Annotated in this window: 19 protein-coding genes and 3 pseudogenes; 21 read left to right on the top strand and 1 reads right to left on the bottom strand. The window is 46.4% G+C overall.

The genetic code is table 11. The annotated features are described in order from the left end of the window. The first annotated feature begins 5 nt into the window (after window positions 1-5). The 9 genes and pseudogenes from ACI6NM_RS09465 to mobQ all read left to right on the top strand — a co-directional run bounded on the left by ACI6NM_RS09465 (window position 6) and on the right by mobQ (window position 6,546). Window positions 6-533 (top strand): hypothetical protein, encoded by a 528-nt coding sequence (locus ACI6NM_RS09465; RefSeq protein ID WP_002304315.1) that lies wholly within the window; start codon window positions 6-8, stop codon window positions 531-533. A 54-nt stretch (window positions 534-587) separates the two neighbouring features. Then, window positions 588-1,229 (top strand): DUF3846 domain-containing protein, encoded by a 642-nt coding sequence (locus ACI6NM_RS09460; RefSeq protein WP_002588969.1) that lies wholly within the window; start codon window positions 588-590, stop codon window positions 1,227-1,229. Window positions 1,230-1,239: 10 nt separating this feature from the next. After that, the gene (locus ACI6NM_RS09455; protein ID WP_002304317.1) at window positions 1,240-1,551 is read left to right on the top strand and encodes a DUF5720 family protein; all 312 of its coding nucleotides are present in this window, start codon (window positions 1,240-1,242) and stop codon (window positions 1,549-1,551) included. Between the two features lie 36 nt (window positions 1,552-1,587). After that, window positions 1,588-2,070, top strand: a complete 483-nt coding sequence (locus ACI6NM_RS09450; protein ID WP_002304320.1) for a PcfB family protein — start codon at window positions 1,588-1,590, stop codon at window positions 2,068-2,070. Beyond that, window positions 2,070-2,369, top strand: a pseudogene (locus tag ACI6NM_RS09445) (VirD4-like conjugal transfer protein, CD1115 family); the annotation flags it as partial. The gene ACI6NM_RS09450 and the pseudogene ACI6NM_RS09445, both read left to right, overlap by 1 nt. A 54-nt stretch (window positions 2,370-2,423) precedes the next feature. Further along, complete coding sequence (locus ACI6NM_RS09440) at window positions 2,424-4,268, top strand: recombinase family protein (RefSeq protein WP_118710396.1); 1,845 nt, start codon at window positions 2,424-2,426, stop codon at window positions 4,266-4,268. Between the two features lie 79 nt (window positions 4,269-4,347). Beyond that, the gene (locus ACI6NM_RS09435) at window positions 4,348-4,515 is read left to right on the top strand and encodes a transposon-encoded TnpW family protein (protein ID WP_118710406.1); all 168 of its coding nucleotides are present in this window, start codon (window positions 4,348-4,350) and stop codon (window positions 4,513-4,515) included. A gap of 83 nt (window positions 4,516-4,598) precedes the next feature. Continuing rightward, window positions 4,599-4,994: a DUF3847 domain-containing protein gene (locus tag ACI6NM_RS09430; RefSeq protein WP_118710398.1), complete on the top strand. Its 396-nt coding sequence runs from the start codon at window positions 4,599-4,601 to the stop codon at window positions 4,992-4,994. Window positions 4,995-5,139: 145 nt separating this feature from the next. Further along, window positions 5,140-6,546 (top strand): MobQ family relaxase, encoded by a 1,407-nt coding sequence (gene mobQ / locus ACI6NM_RS09425; RefSeq protein WP_118710400.1) that lies wholly within the window; start codon window positions 5,140-5,142, stop codon window positions 6,544-6,546. Between the two features lie 103 nt (window positions 6,547-6,649). On the opposite strand, the gene ACI6NM_RS09420 is transcribed toward mobQ, so the two are convergent. Further along, a complete protein-coding gene (locus ACI6NM_RS09420; RefSeq protein ID WP_118710402.1) occupies window positions 6,650-7,522 on the bottom strand; it encodes a phosphotransferase in 873 nt (290 codons plus the stop codon). 582 nt (window positions 7,523-8,104) lie between these two features. On the opposite strand from ACI6NM_RS09420, the pseudogene ACI6NM_RS09415 reads away from it, so the two are divergent. The 12 genes and pseudogenes from ACI6NM_RS09415 to ACI6NM_RS09360 all read left to right on the top strand — a co-directional run. Next, window positions 8,105-9,568: pseudogene (locus ACI6NM_RS09415) on the top strand (VirD4-like conjugal transfer protein, CD1115 family); the annotation flags it as partial. Window positions 9,569-9,580: 12 nt separating this feature from the next. Then, window positions 9,581-9,901 carry a hypothetical protein gene (locus tag ACI6NM_RS09410; protein WP_002304332.1) on the top strand — a complete coding sequence of 107 codons (321 nt, stop codon included), beginning with the start codon at window positions 9,581-9,583 and terminating at the stop codon, window positions 9,899-9,901. Window positions 9,902-9,906: 5 nt separating this feature from the next. Further along, window positions 9,907-10,299 (top strand): helix-turn-helix domain-containing protein, encoded by a 393-nt coding sequence (locus tag ACI6NM_RS09405; protein ID WP_002304334.1) that lies wholly within the window; start codon window positions 9,907-9,909, stop codon window positions 10,297-10,299. Between the two features lie 83 nt (window positions 10,300-10,382). After that, complete coding sequence (locus tag ACI6NM_RS09400) at window positions 10,383-10,523, top strand: Maff2 family mobile element protein (protein WP_033121798.1); 141 nt, start codon at window positions 10,383-10,385, stop codon at window positions 10,521-10,523. A 494-nt stretch (window positions 10,524-11,017) separates the two neighbouring features. Beyond that, on the top strand, window positions 11,018-11,281 hold the full coding sequence (locus tag ACI6NM_RS09395; RefSeq protein ID WP_195973380.1) for a CD3324 family protein: 264 nt from the start codon (window positions 11,018-11,020) through the stop codon (window positions 11,279-11,281). Between the two features lie 129 nt (window positions 11,282-11,410). Beyond that, a complete protein-coding gene (locus tag ACI6NM_RS09390; protein ID WP_117578181.1) occupies window positions 11,411-12,040 on the top strand; it encodes a CatB-related O-acetyltransferase in 630 nt (209 codons plus the stop codon). A 135-nt stretch (window positions 12,041-12,175) separates the two neighbouring features. Next, window positions 12,176-12,619: pseudogene (locus ACI6NM_RS09385) on the top strand (RNA polymerase sigma factor). After that, a complete protein-coding gene (locus tag ACI6NM_RS09380; RefSeq protein WP_117578183.1) occupies window positions 12,606-12,818 on the top strand; it encodes a helix-turn-helix domain-containing protein in 213 nt (70 codons plus the stop codon). Before ACI6NM_RS09385 ends, ACI6NM_RS09380 begins: the two are co-directional and overlap by 14 nt. A gap of 77 nt (window positions 12,819-12,895) precedes the next feature. Further along, on the top strand, window positions 12,896-13,468 hold the full coding sequence (locus ACI6NM_RS09375) for a hypothetical protein (RefSeq protein ID WP_117578185.1): 573 nt from the start codon (window positions 12,896-12,898) through the stop codon (window positions 13,466-13,468). Between the two features lie 514 nt (window positions 13,469-13,982). Beyond that, window positions 13,983-14,378, top strand: coding sequence for a plasmid mobilization protein (locus ACI6NM_RS09370; protein WP_117578190.1), 396 nt, complete (start codon window positions 13,983-13,985; stop codon window positions 14,376-14,378). Continuing rightward, window positions 14,350-15,981, top strand: a complete 1,632-nt coding sequence (locus ACI6NM_RS09365; RefSeq protein ID WP_117578192.1) for a relaxase/mobilization nuclease domain-containing protein — start codon at window positions 14,350-14,352, stop codon at window positions 15,979-15,981. Before ACI6NM_RS09370 ends, ACI6NM_RS09365 begins: the two co-directional genes overlap by 29 nt. Continuing rightward, window positions 15,971-16,357, top strand: coding sequence for a cysteine-rich VLP domain-containing protein (locus tag ACI6NM_RS09360; RefSeq protein ID WP_117578194.1), 387 nt, complete (start codon window positions 15,971-15,973; stop codon window positions 16,355-16,357). The genes ACI6NM_RS09365 and ACI6NM_RS09360 overlap by 11 nt, the downstream gene beginning before the upstream one ends. The last annotated feature ends 75 nt before the right edge of the window (window positions 16,358-16,432 follow it).

Genomic DNA, 16,432 nt, shown 5'->3' with positions numbered 1-16,432 from the left:
AAAAAATGTTTACACCCAAAAACATTCAGGGCGCTTTGGAAGAACTCTACGACCTTTGCGATCCTGATTATATGGTAGATATGCTCGTAAACTACAGTGAGGAGTTCGATGATATTTCTCCTGCGCTTCTGGCAAAGTCGTTTCAGAAAAATGCCGAGATGATTAGCGAGTATCGAGTATTGTCCTCTGCTGGTGAGGGTATCGACTATCAGGGAAAGGTACTTCTGAACAGCAGAGCCGTGCGGCTTCTGTCCTATGTAGAAGATATGAGCGGCGATGAAAAAGTTCGCACGATTCAGAGCAAGGAGCTGTGGTTAGCAGAAGATATGACATTCTATGTGGTGTCCTGTATGTCTACGATCACGATGGACAAGGAAGAAGCCATTTGTCTTAACGAACACCGCAGCGTGGTTACTACGGTGGAATGCGAGGACGATATTTTCTTCGACATGGGTTCCCTGATTTGCGAACTGGACGATATTTGCTTGTTCGAGCTTTTAGCCGATGTGGATGCGACTATTTATGAACTGTAACAGGTTCATGGATGGTCGCTTTTCTTATTTCCAAAGAAACGGAGGTATCGAAACTTGAAAGAATACGATGTGAAGATCACCGAAACCTTGGAGAAAACGGTTACGGTGCAAGCAGAATCTCACGATGCGGCAGAGGAACAGGTTAGAGCCGCTTATTACAATTCGGAGTACATTCTGGACTCCGAAAACTTTACCGGTGTTGCGTTCGGCACGACCGAGGAACGGGAGGTTCAGAAAGAACAGGCAGATACCATGAATGTGTTGCTGGTAAAGCCGTTCATGTATCCGCAGGCTGTGCAGATCGGCTGTGAGCTGGAGGATTTGCAGAAAGCCGTAGGTGGCGATATTGAGGCAACTTATCCGTTCAATGAGCCGGTTGCACTGGTGATGCACGACGAAGGTAAACTCGTAGGCAAAGAACTGAACCGTGCGCTGCGTGATGATGACGGCGATATTTATGACATTATCGCCGGTGATTTTCTGGTTGTGGGATTGGGCGAGGATGATTTTTGTTCTCTGTCCCCGGAACTGATGAAGCAGTTTGAGGAACACTTTCATCAGCCTGAGACTTTTGTACGCATGGGGCGCAGCATTATGGCGCTTCCCCTGCCGGATGACATGGTGAAGAAAGAAGATGCACCTGTCAAAGCTGATTCGGTTCCCCACAAAAGTAACCCTGACCGAGATGTTCTGTAAGGAGGTTCTTATGCAAAGAAATTCGACGATTGGAGAGCTGATGGAGCGAAAGCGGATTCAGGATGGTGCCAAGGAGTACCAGGGACATACCTATATGGACTTGGCACGATTTGATGACGCCACCAAGCACATGATTATTTTCGATGTGCTGACCGATGAATCGCCTGTCGGTTGGAAAGGCGAAAGAAATCGCCTGTATTTGAGCGATGTGGGTTATCAGAAGGCTCTGGATAACCAGAAAGCTGGCAATATCAAGATTATCAGCCATGCCGCAGTTGCCAAGGGCAATCTGTATTACGACCACAGAGATATGGCACGATAATCTGTTCACTCTACTGCTTGCAGGAGGTGATGAATCATGCAGGAAGAAGTTGAAAACAGAACAGTAAACCTGGCGATCAGCACAACCAAGCTGACGGGGCGCACTATCATTGCCGGTATCCGCAAGTATTTGCAGCACCGGGAAAAAGTGAAGATGAAAAAGGCACGAGACCCTGCCGTTCATGGAAAGCAATCCGTGAAACAGCTTTTGGGACAGAATCAGGGTGCTACGAATGTTGAGATCGACAAAGAGAGTATCCGTGATTTTGAAAAGCTCGCCAAGAAGTATGGCGTGGACTTTGCCGTAAGAAAAGATAAGTCCGTTGATCCTCCCCGGTTTCTTGTTTTTGTCCGTTCTAAAGATGCAGATGCTTTGGATGCAATCTGCAAGGAACATCAGGCAAGGGCATTAACCAAGAATGAAAAGCCGAGCGTTCTGGCGCAGCTGAAGAAGTTCAAGGAAATTGTCGCAGCGATTCCGAAGAAGGTTCGAGAGAAGAAACAGGAGCGTGATCTGTGATGGATAAGAGAAAAATGAAAAAGCTCCTGATTCTGAATTTACCGTATTTTCTGGTAGGGTTGTTCGCTACGAATTTAGGAGAAGCATGGAGATTGGCTGAGGGGGCAGATTCATCTGCGAAAATCCTCAGCTTTTTTCATGCCCTTCCGATAGCCCTGAACAATCCGTTTCCCAGCTTTCACCCGTTGGATTTGCTGATTGGTATTCTCTGCGGCGCAGGACTTCGGCTGGCTGTCTATCTAAAAGGCAAAAACGCAAAGAAGTACCGACACAATGTTGAGTACGGTTCTGCTCGTTGGAGTGCATAATCTTAACTGTAAGCAACACCTATATTGACGCAGGAGGATATGCACATGAATGATTACAGCAAAATCACAGCCCTTTACTCCCGCCTATCCGTGGGGGACGAGGACAGGGACGGCGGCGAAAGCAACTCCATACAGAACCAGAAGAAATTTCTGGAAAGCTACGCCAGACAGTTAAAATTAACCAATATCCGGCACTACATTGATGACGACGAAAGCGGCAGATTTTTTGACCGTTCTGCCTACTCCCGCATGATTGAGGACGTGGAAAACGGAAAAATCGGTGTCTGTATTATGAAAGACATGACCCGCTGGGGGCGCGACTATCTCCAAGTGGGAAACGCTATGGAGATTTTCAGACGGAACAACGTGCGCTTTATCGCGGTAAACAACGGGATAGACAGCGAGAAGCCCGACACGTTGGAGTTTGCGCCGTTCATCAACATCATGTCAGAATGGTATGCAAGGGACATCAGCAAGAAAGTAAAAACGGGTATCCGCACAAAAGGCGCAAGCGGAAAGCCAATCGCAACCGAAGCCCCATACGGATATGTCAAAGACCCCGGCGACAAGGATTTCTGGTTGATTGACGAAGAAGCCGCCGAAGTTGTCCGCCTTATTTTCCGCCTGTTTCTGGACGGGAAGAACCGAAACCAGATTGCCGTATATCTGAAAAATGAGCAAGTCCCAACCCCTACTTTCTACATGAAAGACCGGGGGCGGGGAACGGCAAAAAGCAAGCCGCTGAACGAGGAAAACCGCTATAAATGGAACAAGACGACCTTGACAAAAATCCTTACGCGACAAGAGTATTGCGGTGATGTAGTCAACTTCAAGACAGCAAAGCATTTCCGGGACAAACGAAACCACTATGTAGACAGAAGCCAGTGGCAGATTACGGAAAACGTGCATGAGCCGATTGTTGACCGCGCCGATTTTGAGAACGTACAGCGGATTTTGGAAAACATTCCCGTCAAACGCCCCAACGGGGACGGGGAAATCCACCCTTTGTCGGGCTTGCTTTTCTGTAAGGACTGCGGCGCAAAAATGCACATACGGATAGATTACAGGAACGGCGGCAAGCGGCATATCGCCTATTGCAGTGAGTACCACAAGGGAAAAGCCAGAAACCCCAAGTGTAATTCCCCACACATCATGGACGCGGATTTACTCATGCAGACCGTTTCCGAAGTGCTGAAAAAAATCGCGGAATACTCTATCAGCAACCGGGCAGACTTTGAAGCATTAGTGAAAAAGAGCCTTGACGTACAGCAGACCGACCGGACGAAGAAACAGCAGAAACGTGTCCCGCAGATTACAACGCGGCTTGAACAAATCGAAAAGGTTCTGGATAAGCTGTACGAGGATAACGCCCTCGGCACGATTGAACAAGACCGTTACGAGCAGATGTCGCAGAAGTATTCAGAAGAATACTATACACTGAAAACGGAGCTTGCGGAAATCAAAGAGCAGTTATCGGCTTTTGAGAACGCGGGAGGGCGGGCGCAGAGGTTTGTGAAGCTGACAGAACGCTACGCCGACTTTGCCGAACTCACCCCTGCTATCCTCAACGAGTTTATCAGCAAAATCGAAGTGCATGAGCGCGACCAGAAACGGGCAAGATACGCCATTCAGCATATCGGGATATACTTCAACCATATCGGCAGGTTTGAGAACGAACTGACACAGCTTGCAGAGCCGACAGAGCAGGAAATCATACAAATGAGGGAGGAAATCGAAGAAGCGAAAAAGGAAAAGAGCCGCGCTTACCACCGGGAATATTCCAGAGCCTACCGCGCCAGAAACATTGAAAAGCAACGGGAGTATGACCGTATCAAAGCGAGGGAATACCGGGCAAGGAAAAAGGCGCAAGCCGCCGCAACCGCACAGTAAAACTGAATAGCCAACAGCCGGGAGGGATTTTCCAATCATGGGAAATCCCTTTTCCGCGCCCACAGAAAGGAGCGACCCATTGACAGAAAAGAGAGAAACGCCCACCCTGCCCCGAAAGCCGGACGGTATCATCACGACACACAGGAACGGGCAGACCATTGTTGCGGAGTTGTTTTTCAACCACAACGGCACAGAAACATTCCGCGACAAGCTGTTGAAAATGATACTTGCCGACAGGCAGGAATAAAACGGGAAACCGATTGTCTGTAAAAATCCATTCCTATCCCATCCATTCCATTCCACGCCAGACATGAAAGGAGCGATTGACGCATGGCAAAGACCAAAGCCGAAAAAATCACAAGCATTGAGGAAGAAATCCGACAACTTGAAAACAGGCGCAGACAGCTTGTGCAGGAGCAAAAGGCACAGGAGCGCAAGGACAGGACGAAACGCCTATGCCGCCGCATGGGGCTTTTTGAAAGCCTTGTCCCCGACACGATACCGCTGACAGAGGAACAATTCAAGACCTTTCTTGAAAAGACGGTAATGAGCGACCAAGCCCGCCGCATACTGGACGAATTGACCGCCCGGAACGCCCCCACAGCCCCCGCACAGGACGCGGAAACGGCGGCACAGGGTAACACGCCACCCGCCGCTAAAACCGCCCATACAGCCCGCGAGGACAGCGCAGACGGGGACGCGGGCGGGGGCGGTCTACAAGGGTAACGGGCTTACGCCCATACCCTTGCTTAAAGCAAGGGCGCACTTATATACCACATGAATGTGGTATGTGCGGTCTTGCAGACGGCGTTTTGTGCCTGTCGGCACAAAAGAAAACGGCGGGAGTTGCCCGCAGAAAGGAGCGCGGCGCGTGGCAATCTACCATTGCAGTATCAAAGTCATATCCCGCGGCAAGGGCAAATCCGCTGTTGCCGCCGCCGCTTACCGGGCGGGGGAGAAAATCACAAACCAGTTTGACGGAATGACCCACGACTACACCCACAAGGGCGGTGTCGTCCACACCGAGATTTTACTACCCGACCACGCCCCCGCTGAATATGCGGACAGGGCGGTTTTGTGGAACGAAGTGGAGAAAATCGAGAAAGCAAAAAACGCCCAACTTGCGCGGGAGATTGAAATTTCCTTGCCCCGCGAACTGACGAGGGAGCAAAGCATTTCCCTTGTCCGCGAGTATGTGAAACGGCATTTTGTGGCGGCGGGAATGTGCGCCGATGTATGCCTACATGATACGGGCGGCGGCAACCCCCACGCCCATATCATGCTGACAATGCGCCCTTTTGACGAGGGCGGCGAGTGGGGAGCGAAGCAGAAAAAAGAGTACATTCTTGACAGGGACGGTAATAAAATCTATGACCCGAAAAAGCGGCAGTATAAATGTAAATCCATTCCCGCTACCGACTGGAACGAGCAGACCAAAGCCGAGGAATGGCGGGCGGCATGGGCGAGGCTTTGTAATCAGACATTGGAACAGTACGAACACGCCGAGCGTATCGACCACCGCAGTTATGAACGGCAGGGAATAAACCAAATCCCCACCGTCCATTTAGGCGTTGCCGCTTCCGCTATGGAGAAGCGCGGCATCCGCACCGGGCGCGGCGACCTTAACCGGGAAATCGAAGTGACGAACCAGAAGTTGCGGCAGTTAAAGGCGCGTATCTCCAAACTGCAAAACTGGTTGAAAGAAGAAGCCGGGAACACCGAGCCGCCCACCCTTGCCGACTACATTCAAGGTATACTGTCACGCAAGGCACAGGCGGGGAAAACGGGATATTCCCAATCCCTGTATAATCTCAAAGACGCGGCAAAAATGCTGAATTTCCTGCAAACCAATAACATCATGGATATGGCGGGGCTTGATGAAAAATTCAAGTCCATGATAGGGGAACAACTGGATATTCAAGGGAAACTGAAACCCGTTGAACGGCGGCTTGCCACTCTGAAAAAGCACTTAGAGCAAGCCGACATTTATTTCAAGTGTAAGGGAAAGAAGCCGCTGACCGAAGCCGAGCAAATCTTATTCACAACAGCGAAAGATTATCTCAAAGGCGTGATGAACGGCAAGACCACAATCCCGACAAAGACATGGAAAGAAGAATACACCAAGCTGACCGCCGAGAGGAAAACGCTTAATCAGCGGTATCTTGCATTGAAAGAGGAAGTGAAAGAAGCCGAGAAAATCAGAAAGAGCGTTTATAGTATCTTGCGGCAGGAACAGCGAGAACAGCAACCCCACAGAAAGCAGGATGTGGAGCGATAACGGACAGGGCGGCGGAATAGTCAACGCTTCTGCCCTGCCGCCCTGTTTTGGACTTTTATTAGACCGATAAACTGGAATTTGTCAATCTATCATACCATATTCTTTATTCATCTTTCAACTCTCCAACATTTATTATTTTATTTAATCCTGCAAGATACATTTTATCTAATTTTTTTGCTCGTCCCTCAAGTATTTGCTCAATGGGGTAATATTCATCATTCAAATTTGCTTTCAAAATTGCTATATTTATATTTGGATGATTATAATATTCCAAAACTCTTAAACCAAATTCTCTGCCAATTTCTTCACTGCTATTCTCAAGCAAATATATAAAATCCTTATCTCTGTCAGTAATAGCAACATCTCCAAAATCAATTATACCAACAGCCTTGTTGTTTTTAATTATAATATGATTACAGCTTAAATCATTATGGCATAGGGCTTTAACATATTGAGAAATTCGTTCATCATTTAATATCCTTTTATATAAATCATCTATCCATTCTTTTGAACGATCAGGTATTTTATGATAGATTATTTCCCGTAAAATGTCATAATCACTTTTATAATCATCAATTACATTCAATTCTAACCCATCAATATTAGGTAAAGGCATAGAATGCATTTCTCTTAGAAACAATGTAATATCCTGTACCAACTTATCCTTTTCATCATCACTCATATTTTTGTAAATAATAGGGCTTAGTTTATTACCTTTGATTTCTTTATAACCACATACACCATATTCTTCACTATAATATTCAATATTAGGTATCTGTAATGTAATTTTACCTTTCAGATAATTTAATACTTGTATCTCCTTATTCAAATTATTTTTGGCTTCATCATTTTTTGACTGTTTAAATACATATTCATCATTTACAAGATATGCAATACTATCAAGCCCCTGACCTAGAACAAAAATATCATGAACTATTAAGCCAAATTCACATTCAATGATTTCTTTAATGTCCATAAGTTTCCTCCTTAAGTCAATATATAAATCTTGTTCGTTAAATTCCGATTTATCGGTTTGTACTGGGGAAAATTATACCATACCCAATTACGAAAAGCAATCCCCCGTTCTACGTCCGTTCCGACTATCCAGACCGTCAAGGGGCGAGTAGTTTTTTTTCGCAAAGTGCGCGAAAAAATCTCCACTCTTAAACCCTTGACCGTCTGGATTTTTGCCGTTGCCATTTCGCCGCCGAAAACGGGGAACAGGATAAAAAATCCTGCCCCGCTTTCGTCTGCTCCATTCTAACGGCAAAACCGTCTGCACTACTTCGGCGGCTGTCGGTAGGTTATGCGGTGGCTCTGCCCCCGCGCCCCCGACCTCTCCCAAGGAACAGAATGGAGTGTTACGCAATAGGGCTTAAAAAGGCTTGATTTTTAAGGCGTTTCAGACACGAAAACCCACCGGGTAAGGGTTTTATACTACCCACCCGCAAAAACGGCTTCTAAGCGTCCACAGGCGCGTTTTGCGCCCCTTTTCCTGTCCCGTTTCCCGCCGCACTAACAAGGGCTTGCGTCAATAACTCAAAAAAGCACTTGACAAAACGCTTCATGGGGAACGGCAAAAGATATTGAGCCGTTTATTGCACCAAAGTTCGAGGACAATGTGATCCTGACGAAAACGGAGCGGCTGATGATGAGCAATCGCCCGAAGAATCCTGCCAATGCCCGAAATAAGAATGTTCTGATTATCGGCGGTTCGGGTTCCGGTAAAACTCGCTTTTGGTTGAAGCCAAACCTTCTCCAGATGCACAGTTCCTATGTGGTCACTGACCCGAAAGGCAGCATCGTGATTGAGTGCGGCAACGCCCTTTTGAAGCATGGCTACACCATCAAGATTTTCAACACCATCAACTTTCAGAAGTCGATGCACTATAACCCATTTGCCTATATCCATTCAGAAAAAGACATTCTGAAACTGGTGACAACGCTGATTGCCAACACAAAGGGTGATGGAAAAGCCGGTGATGAGTTCTGGACGAAGGCGGAAACGCTGCTCTACTGTGCCTTGATCGGATATATCCACTATGAAGCTCCGGTTGAGGAACAGAATTTCTCCACCCTGATTGAGTTCCTGAACGCAATGGAGGTGCGGGAAGATGATGAGGAGTTCCAGAACCCGGTGGATCTGATGTTTGAAGCCCTGGAAAAGAAAAAGCCGAATCACTTTGCAGTCCGTCAGTATAAAAAATACAAGCTGGCTGCCGGCAAGACCGCTAAGTCGATTTTGATTTCCTGCGGCGCTCGTCTGGCTCCTTTTGATATTCAGGAGGTCAGAGATGTGACTGCCTATGACGAGTTGCAGTTGGATACTCTCGGAGATAAGAAAACGGCGCTCTTTCTGATTATGTCAGATACGGATGCGACGTTTAATTTTTTGATCTCCATGATTTACACACAGCTGTTCAACTTGTTGTGCGAGAAAGCAGATGATGTGTACGGCGGCAGACTGCCGGTTCATGTGCGCTGCTTGATTGATGAGATGGCAAACATCGGTCAGATTCCCAATCTGGAAAAACTGGTAGCGACAATCCGAAGCCGTGAAATATCGGCTTGCCTTGTTCTCCAGGCACAATCACAGCTGAAAGCCATTTATAAAGACAATGCCGATACCATCATCGGCAACATGGATTCCCGAATTTTCCTGGGTGGTTCTGAGCCAACCACGCTCAAAGAACTGAATCAGGCATTGGGAAAAGAAACTATCGACACCTACAACACCTCCAACACCAGAGGTAACAGCCCGTCTTACGGCTTGAATTATCAGAAGTTAGGCAAAGACCTTGCGAGCGTAGATGAGCTTGCGGTTCTGGATGGCAGCAAGTGTATTTTGCAGTTGCGTGGTGTCAGACCGTTTCTTTCTGACAAGTACGATCTGACGCAGCACCCCAATTATAAGTACACATCAGACTTTGATAAGAGAAATGAGTTCAACATTGAGCAGTTTCTGAGTCGAAGGTTGAAGCTCAAGGCAGGTGATGAGTTTGTGGTAGTCGATGCGGATTAAGGAGGTTTCTGTTTGGAAAATCTGAAAACGGTATCTGCCCTGGTTAAGAACATCTTGGAACACGACCACAAGGCAAGAAATACCGACAATCATTTGTACCTGATGGTACTGGAACACTATTCCGGTCTGCGTGGCATCGACATTCATGCCATGACGGTTCCTGTGTTTTTGAAGGAACTGGATAGACGCAGCTTTCCGGGGTTTGAAACTGTCCGCAGAAGCAGACAGAAAGTGCAGGCAACCTACCCTGACCTTGCTCCCAGTGAAGCCGTAGGCAAGCGCAGAGCAAAAAATGAGGTTGTATATCGAGAATTTGCAGAAAGCGAGGTGTAAAAAAAATGACTTGGTGGATCACGGATACCTCTATTGGGCAGCGATTGAAGTTCGTTAGACGATTTCGCCGCCTTACCCAGAAAGAGCTTGGACTCCTAATGGGGTATTCCGAGAAAACAGCGGATGTCCGTATTGCTCAGTATGAGAAAAACGCTCGAACCCCTAATGCAGAAACCACAGCGAAACTCGCAGAGGTTCTGAAGGTTTCACCTGTCGTTTTTTCACCGACAATCTGTGCTTCTCGTGAAGATTTGTTGCAGTCAATGTATTGGCTGTTTCTTATGAAAGGTGGTGGTGATATATATGATTGTGAAACTGAATATGCAAGAAGCAGAATGGAACAGAAACTTGGCGTGATAACCGTCGAGGAGTTCCTTGAAAAGATTCTCGTAAACTAAGCCTTCCGTCCGGTTTTGATGCCGGTAGTACGGAGGGCTTTTTCTATTCTCAAAACAATTTCAAATTTTAGGAGGAAAATATTATGGCATTTTTCAATAGCGCAGTAACCGTTCTTCAGACTCTCGTTATCGCTCTGGGCGCAGGTCTTGGCATCTGGGGTGCAATCAATCTGCTTGAGGGCTACGGCAACGATAACCCCGGCGCAAATGCTCATGTACGGTAAAGAAGCAAGCAACCGAAAACAAGAGATAGACCGCCAGCACCACACTATTCCGAACCAAAGAAACCAAAGACCAAAAGACAAGCATTGTGGAAATGTGCATAACTGGCTATGGAATCATGGATAACTCTATTCACAGCACATGGAAAAGCTAAAGTGCAGCTTTCCCACGTCCTGCAAACAGAGTTACCCACAATTCCATAAGATAGCCAGTTATACACATTCCCACAATGCCGACGACGACGGAATCCCTCTCATTCCTTATGTCTTTCTTATCGTGAACATTGAATTTGTATTTTATAAATGCTATAATACTCCTGTCCAAATTAGATAAAACGAAAGAGGTGAGCTTATGCGTACCGATAAAAAAGGGAAAAATGAAGTACAGCTCCATGCAAAGCCAGTAGAAGCGACGTTTGCATGGAGTAATAACAGTCGCTAATATACTAAATATGCTGGCTTTGCTACTTGACTATCTAATCAAGGAGGAAGCTCGCATGAAATATATAAATGCAAATTTACTTCTGCCCGATAAATTGGTTAAGGAATTACAACGCTACATACAGGGAGGATATATTTATGTTCCAGTAGATGAAAAACAGCGCCGATATTGGGGGGAACTGTCCGGCTATAAAGAAGAATTAAGGAAAAGAAATTCAGAGATTATAATTGAGTATAACAACGGGTTTTCTATCAAACTTCTTGCTGAAAAATACAATCTTTCTGTTTACGCTATCCGAAAAATTATATATCAGAAATAACAAGTGGGAGTCGCTCATAATGCGGCTCCTTTGTTTATACTAAATCATACCGAACTATACAGTGTATTGAAATAAAAAATACAAAAAAGTAGAATGTAAATAAACGATAGAAAGGACAAGGTGATTGATATGGATATTTTAGAAAAGCGCATATACCCCCGCTCTGGGGATAAACAAACCATCTACTTGAAGCCTGTTATATCAAATCCCAATATATCTATTGGTGATTATACAATGTATAACGATTTTGTTAATGACCCACTTCTGTTTGAAAAGAACAATGTTCTTTACCATTATCCGATTAACAAAGATAAATTGATGATTGGAAAATTTTGTTCAATAGCTTGTGGGGCAAAATTTATTTTTAACAGTGCGAACCATACATTAACTTCTTTATCAACATATCCGTTCCCTATATTTTTTGAAGAATGGGAATTAGACCGTAAAGATGTTGCTAACGCATGGGACAATAAAGGTAATATTGTTATCGGTAATGATGTTTGGATTGGATATGAAGCCGTTATATTTGCAGGCGTAACTATAGGTGACGGGGCAATTATCGGCACTCGTGCCGTAGTTACAAAAGATGTTCCACCATATACGATTGTCGGAGGAATACCAGCTAAACCGATAAGAAAACGATTTTCAGAAAATGTAATAAATACATTATTGGAAATAAAGTGGTGGGATTGGTCAAGGGAGAAAATAAGCGAAAAAATCCATGCAATACAAACAGGTGAAATTGACCAGTTACTATAAAATGTTAATGTTTCTTTGCAACTTTGCTAATTGGTAATCAGAGGGGGCGACAGTCTAAACGCTGCTGTCCCTCTGAAATATAAATGTAACTATTAACTATGCACCGTCCCATGTGGGAGAAAGGGGGAATCATCTATGCCTTGCACAGAAGCATACAAAGAACACATTATGTACACGTTCAATGGCTTTTGCAAGACCGTCATACGCTATGCGGCTATCAACGCATGGCGTGACAGGGATAAACGGCGGCAAAGGGAAATATCCTTTGAATACCTCACAGAAGAAAAGTTTTACCCATTCAGTACGTCAGATAAATTATTTATAGACCCCTATAAATAATACCCTGTTACGATATGTGGTCAGAGGGTTATCCTCACAAACGGGGAGCTTGCTGAAGCCCTGTCCTCTCTGCCGGAGAAAAAAAGGGAAATCATTTATCTTTACTTTTTCGGGCGTTACACACAACAGGAAATCGGGGAATTATACGGACGCTGCCGGAGTACAGCGTGGCATCATATACACAGTGCCTTGCAAATGCTGCATGAAGAAATGGAGGTGCTTTTCCGTGAGGAATCCTAAACTTGTACCGTATGAAACGATTGTCAGAGCAACCAGCGGAGAGCCGGAAGCCGTTGACGAAGTTTTACGGCATTATGGCAAAAGAATCCGGCTTGCTTCCCTTGAAAACGGACAGGTCAACAAGGACACCGAGGACAGCATAAAACAGCGGCTTGTTGCTGCCCTGTTTAAGTTCCGTTTTGATGAACAGGAAGTATAAAAAATCGCTTCCATTTTTTAAAAAATGGATATATAATAAAGCGACAACAAATCGCAATTTATTGGAGGAAAACATTCATGAAAAAGATTACTTCAATGATTGGTATTATAATTTTTTTATTCCTCATAACATCATGTAACCATAAAGATGTTGAAGATATTTCCGCTGATACAACTCAACATGTAGAAGAAACTAAAAATCAACATGTTGAATCGCAGGAAATTATTGAAACAGATTCTTTGAGTTGGCTTGAAATTACAGAGGATGGAGTTAATGAGGAACTTTATTTGGAAAATTTAGATGCAGAAGTATTAGAAGCAGTTGCTACAAAACTTCGAGCATTAGTTGAAGAAGAAGTTGAAGCAGAGCGGGAAAATCCAGAAATAGTGATAACTGAAGGTTGGACAAGGGTATTTGACAGTCAACAATATAATGAAGTGTTGAATATGGGTGAGTCGGCTATGAAGCCGTTATATTGGATTATCTACAAAAGTCCGAATGCGGGAATGTATGAATATATTTGTGCAACTGCATTATATGAATTGTCTGGTTATGATTTCACAAATGAGGATGGGAGCCTTACATGGGTCAATTCCAAAGAATTTCTTGATAGATTCAATGAGAAAATTTTAAGCGATAGAAAAAGATAACTTCAAATTTATAGAATTTTAGCCAGCTAAAAATTTAATAGTAGCCATACATACATAACGGCATATCAAGACAGGAAATCAAGAAAAGATTTCCTGTTTTTTTTGCGTTTATGTTCGGCGTTTTGAAAAAGCGCCGTATTGCCCCACGAAAGGAGAAACAGAACACGCCCATTTTTGGCAGTTTTCGGTTTTCTGGTGGTGTAGGGAATGAAAGGAAAATGGAGAAATTTTCGGAAATCTCCGTCATTTTTGCTTTGTGTGGTGTTGTAGGTAGTAAGGGGAGAAATACGCCGCATAGCTGGCAGAATCCACGCCCCGCCCGCCGGAGGTATCAGCAAAAGCCCACACAGAGGAAGCCGCCACTTTCTTAGAGCAAGATTCTACCACAGTACCAAATTTCGCCTATCGGCTCATTTTGTCCTATGGGAATCTTGTTGGGGTTGCCACCCCAAGCCCGCCTTTTTGCGGCTTGCGCCGCTTGAAAAAATCCACCCACGAAAGGAGGTTCACAGCCATGAAAAGATACAACACGCCCCACCGCCACCGGGTAATCAAGACACGCTTGACCGAGGAAGAATATGCCGAGTTTTCCGAGCGTGTCACCCTCTGTAAAATGAGCCAAGCCGAGTTTATCAGGCAAGCCCTTATCAAGTCAAGCATAAGCCCCGTCATTACCGTTTCCCCGGTCAATGATGAACTGCTCTCTGCCGTTGGGAAACTCACAGCCGAGTACGGGAAAATCGGCGGCAACTTGAACCAGATTGCCCGCTGTCTGAACGAGTACGGCACACCCTATAACGCCCTCTCCCAAGAGGTACGAGCCGCCACAGCGGAGCTTGCCGCCTTGAAGTTTGAAGTCTTGCAGAAAGTAGGTGAAGCCGTTGGCAACATTCAAACATATCAGCTCTAAAAATGCCGACTATGGGGCGGCTGAACAGTACCTAACCTTTGAGCATGACGAGTTTACCATGAAGCCCACACTGGACGGAAACGGGCGGCTTGTTCTCCGTGACGATTACCGCATTTCCTCTCTGAATTGCGGTGAGGAAGATTTTGCAATAGCCTGTATGCGCTCCAATCTCAAATACGGCAAGAACCAAAAACGTGAGGACGTAAAGAGCCACCATTACATTATCAGCTTTGACCCCCGTGACGCACCCGACAACGGCTTGACCGTAGACCGGGCGCAGCAGTTAGGCGAGCAGTTTTGTAAAGAACATTTTCCCGGACACCAAGCCCTTGTTTGTACTCACCCGGACGGGCATAACCACAGCGGCAATATTCATGTGCATATCGTCATAAACAGCTTGCGGATTGAGGAAGTGCCGCTATTGCCCTACATGGAAAGACCAGCCGACACAAGGGAGGGCTGCAAGCACCGCTGTACAGACGCAGCTATGGAATACTTCAAAGCGGAAGTCATGGAGATGTGCCACCGGGAAAACCTCTATCAGATTGACTTGCTGAACGGGAGCAAGAACCGCATTACCGAGCGTGAGTATTGGGCGAAGCGGAAAGGACAAGCCGCACTGGATAAAGAGAACGCTTCCCAAGCCGCCACAGGAGAGCCGCCCAAACAGACCAAGTTTGAAACCGATAAGGAGAAGCTAAGGCAGACCATACGGAAAGCCCTTGCCGCCGCTGCCACTTTTGACGACTTTTCCTCTCTGCTGCTCCGGGAGGGCGTGACCGTCAAGGAGAGCCGGGGGAGATTGTCATATCTCACGCCGGACAGGACGAAGCCCATCACCGCCCGGAAATTAGGTGATGATTTTGACCGTGCCGCCGTGTTGGAAACACTCACCCAAAACGCACAGAACGCCGCCAGAACCGCCGAAAAGCCCCTACCCAGACAGGAATACCCCCACAGCATAAAAGACCGCTTACAGCGCAACAAAGCCGCTATAACCGCCCCGAAACAAGACAGCGTACAGTGCATGGTAGACATAGCCGCCAAGAAAGCCGAGGGCAAGGGGCGGGGCTATGAAAAGTGGGCGACCTTGCACAACTTGAAGCAAATGGCGGCTACCGTGAGCATTTACGAGGAATCCGGCTTTACTTCCCCGGAAGAACTGGAAGCCGCCCTTGCCGCCGCCAGTACAGAACTGCATGAAACCACCGGGAAACTGAAAGCCGTGGAAAGCACTTTACGGGAGAAAAAAGACTTGCAGAAACAGCTATTGGCGTATATCAAGACCAAGCCAGCCCGTGACGGATTGCGGGCGCAGAAAACGGAGAAAGCCCGGAGAGCCTACCGGGAGCAGCACGAAAGCGAGTTTATCATTTCCGAATCTGCCGCCCGATATTTCAAGACACAGGGAATCTCCAAGCTGCCAGCGTCCAAAGCCCTACAAGCAGAGATTGAGCAGCTTACAAGGGAGAAAAACAGCCTTTACAACGAGTACCGGGAGAAGAAAGAGAACGTCCGGGAATTGCAGACCGTGAAAAGCAATCTTGACAAAATCTTGCGCCGTGAGCCGGAACGGGGAAAGGGGCGGGAAAATGAACGGTAAACGCCCCTACATGGACTATCAACAACACAGAGCCGCCCGCCGCCTTGTGCATGAGTGCTGCAACTACGATAACGGCAACTGCATTGTGCTGGATAACGGCGAGCCTTGCGTATGTGTGCAGAGTATCAGCTATTCGCTTCTCTGCCGCTGGTTCACTGTCGCCGTGCTGCCGCTGGATAAAGGGCTGGAAGCCGCCCTGTTCCACCGGGCAGACAGGAAACGCTGTACCGAGTGCGGCGGGTATTTTCTCCCCAAGTCAAACCGGGGGAAATACTGCCGGGATTGCGCCGGACGCATGAAAAGAATCAAAGCCGCACAGCGCAAGCGGAAACAGAGGGATAAATGTCACGCTTTAGGATATTCCAAACCCCCGTAAATCAAGGCTTTTTTGACCGCCCTCAACGGGTAGACGATATTTATATCCTTTACCCCCAAAAACGGCGTTCTAAAG

This window comes from Pilosibacter sp. YYHA0881, assembly GCF_051602715.1.
Taxonomy (GTDB): domain Bacteria; phylum Bacillota; class Clostridia; order Lachnospirales; family Lachnospiraceae; genus Alitiscatomonas; species Alitiscatomonas aceti.
Note: the sequence above shows the minus strand (reverse complement) of the source record. Positions and strands in the feature narration are given on the sequence as shown.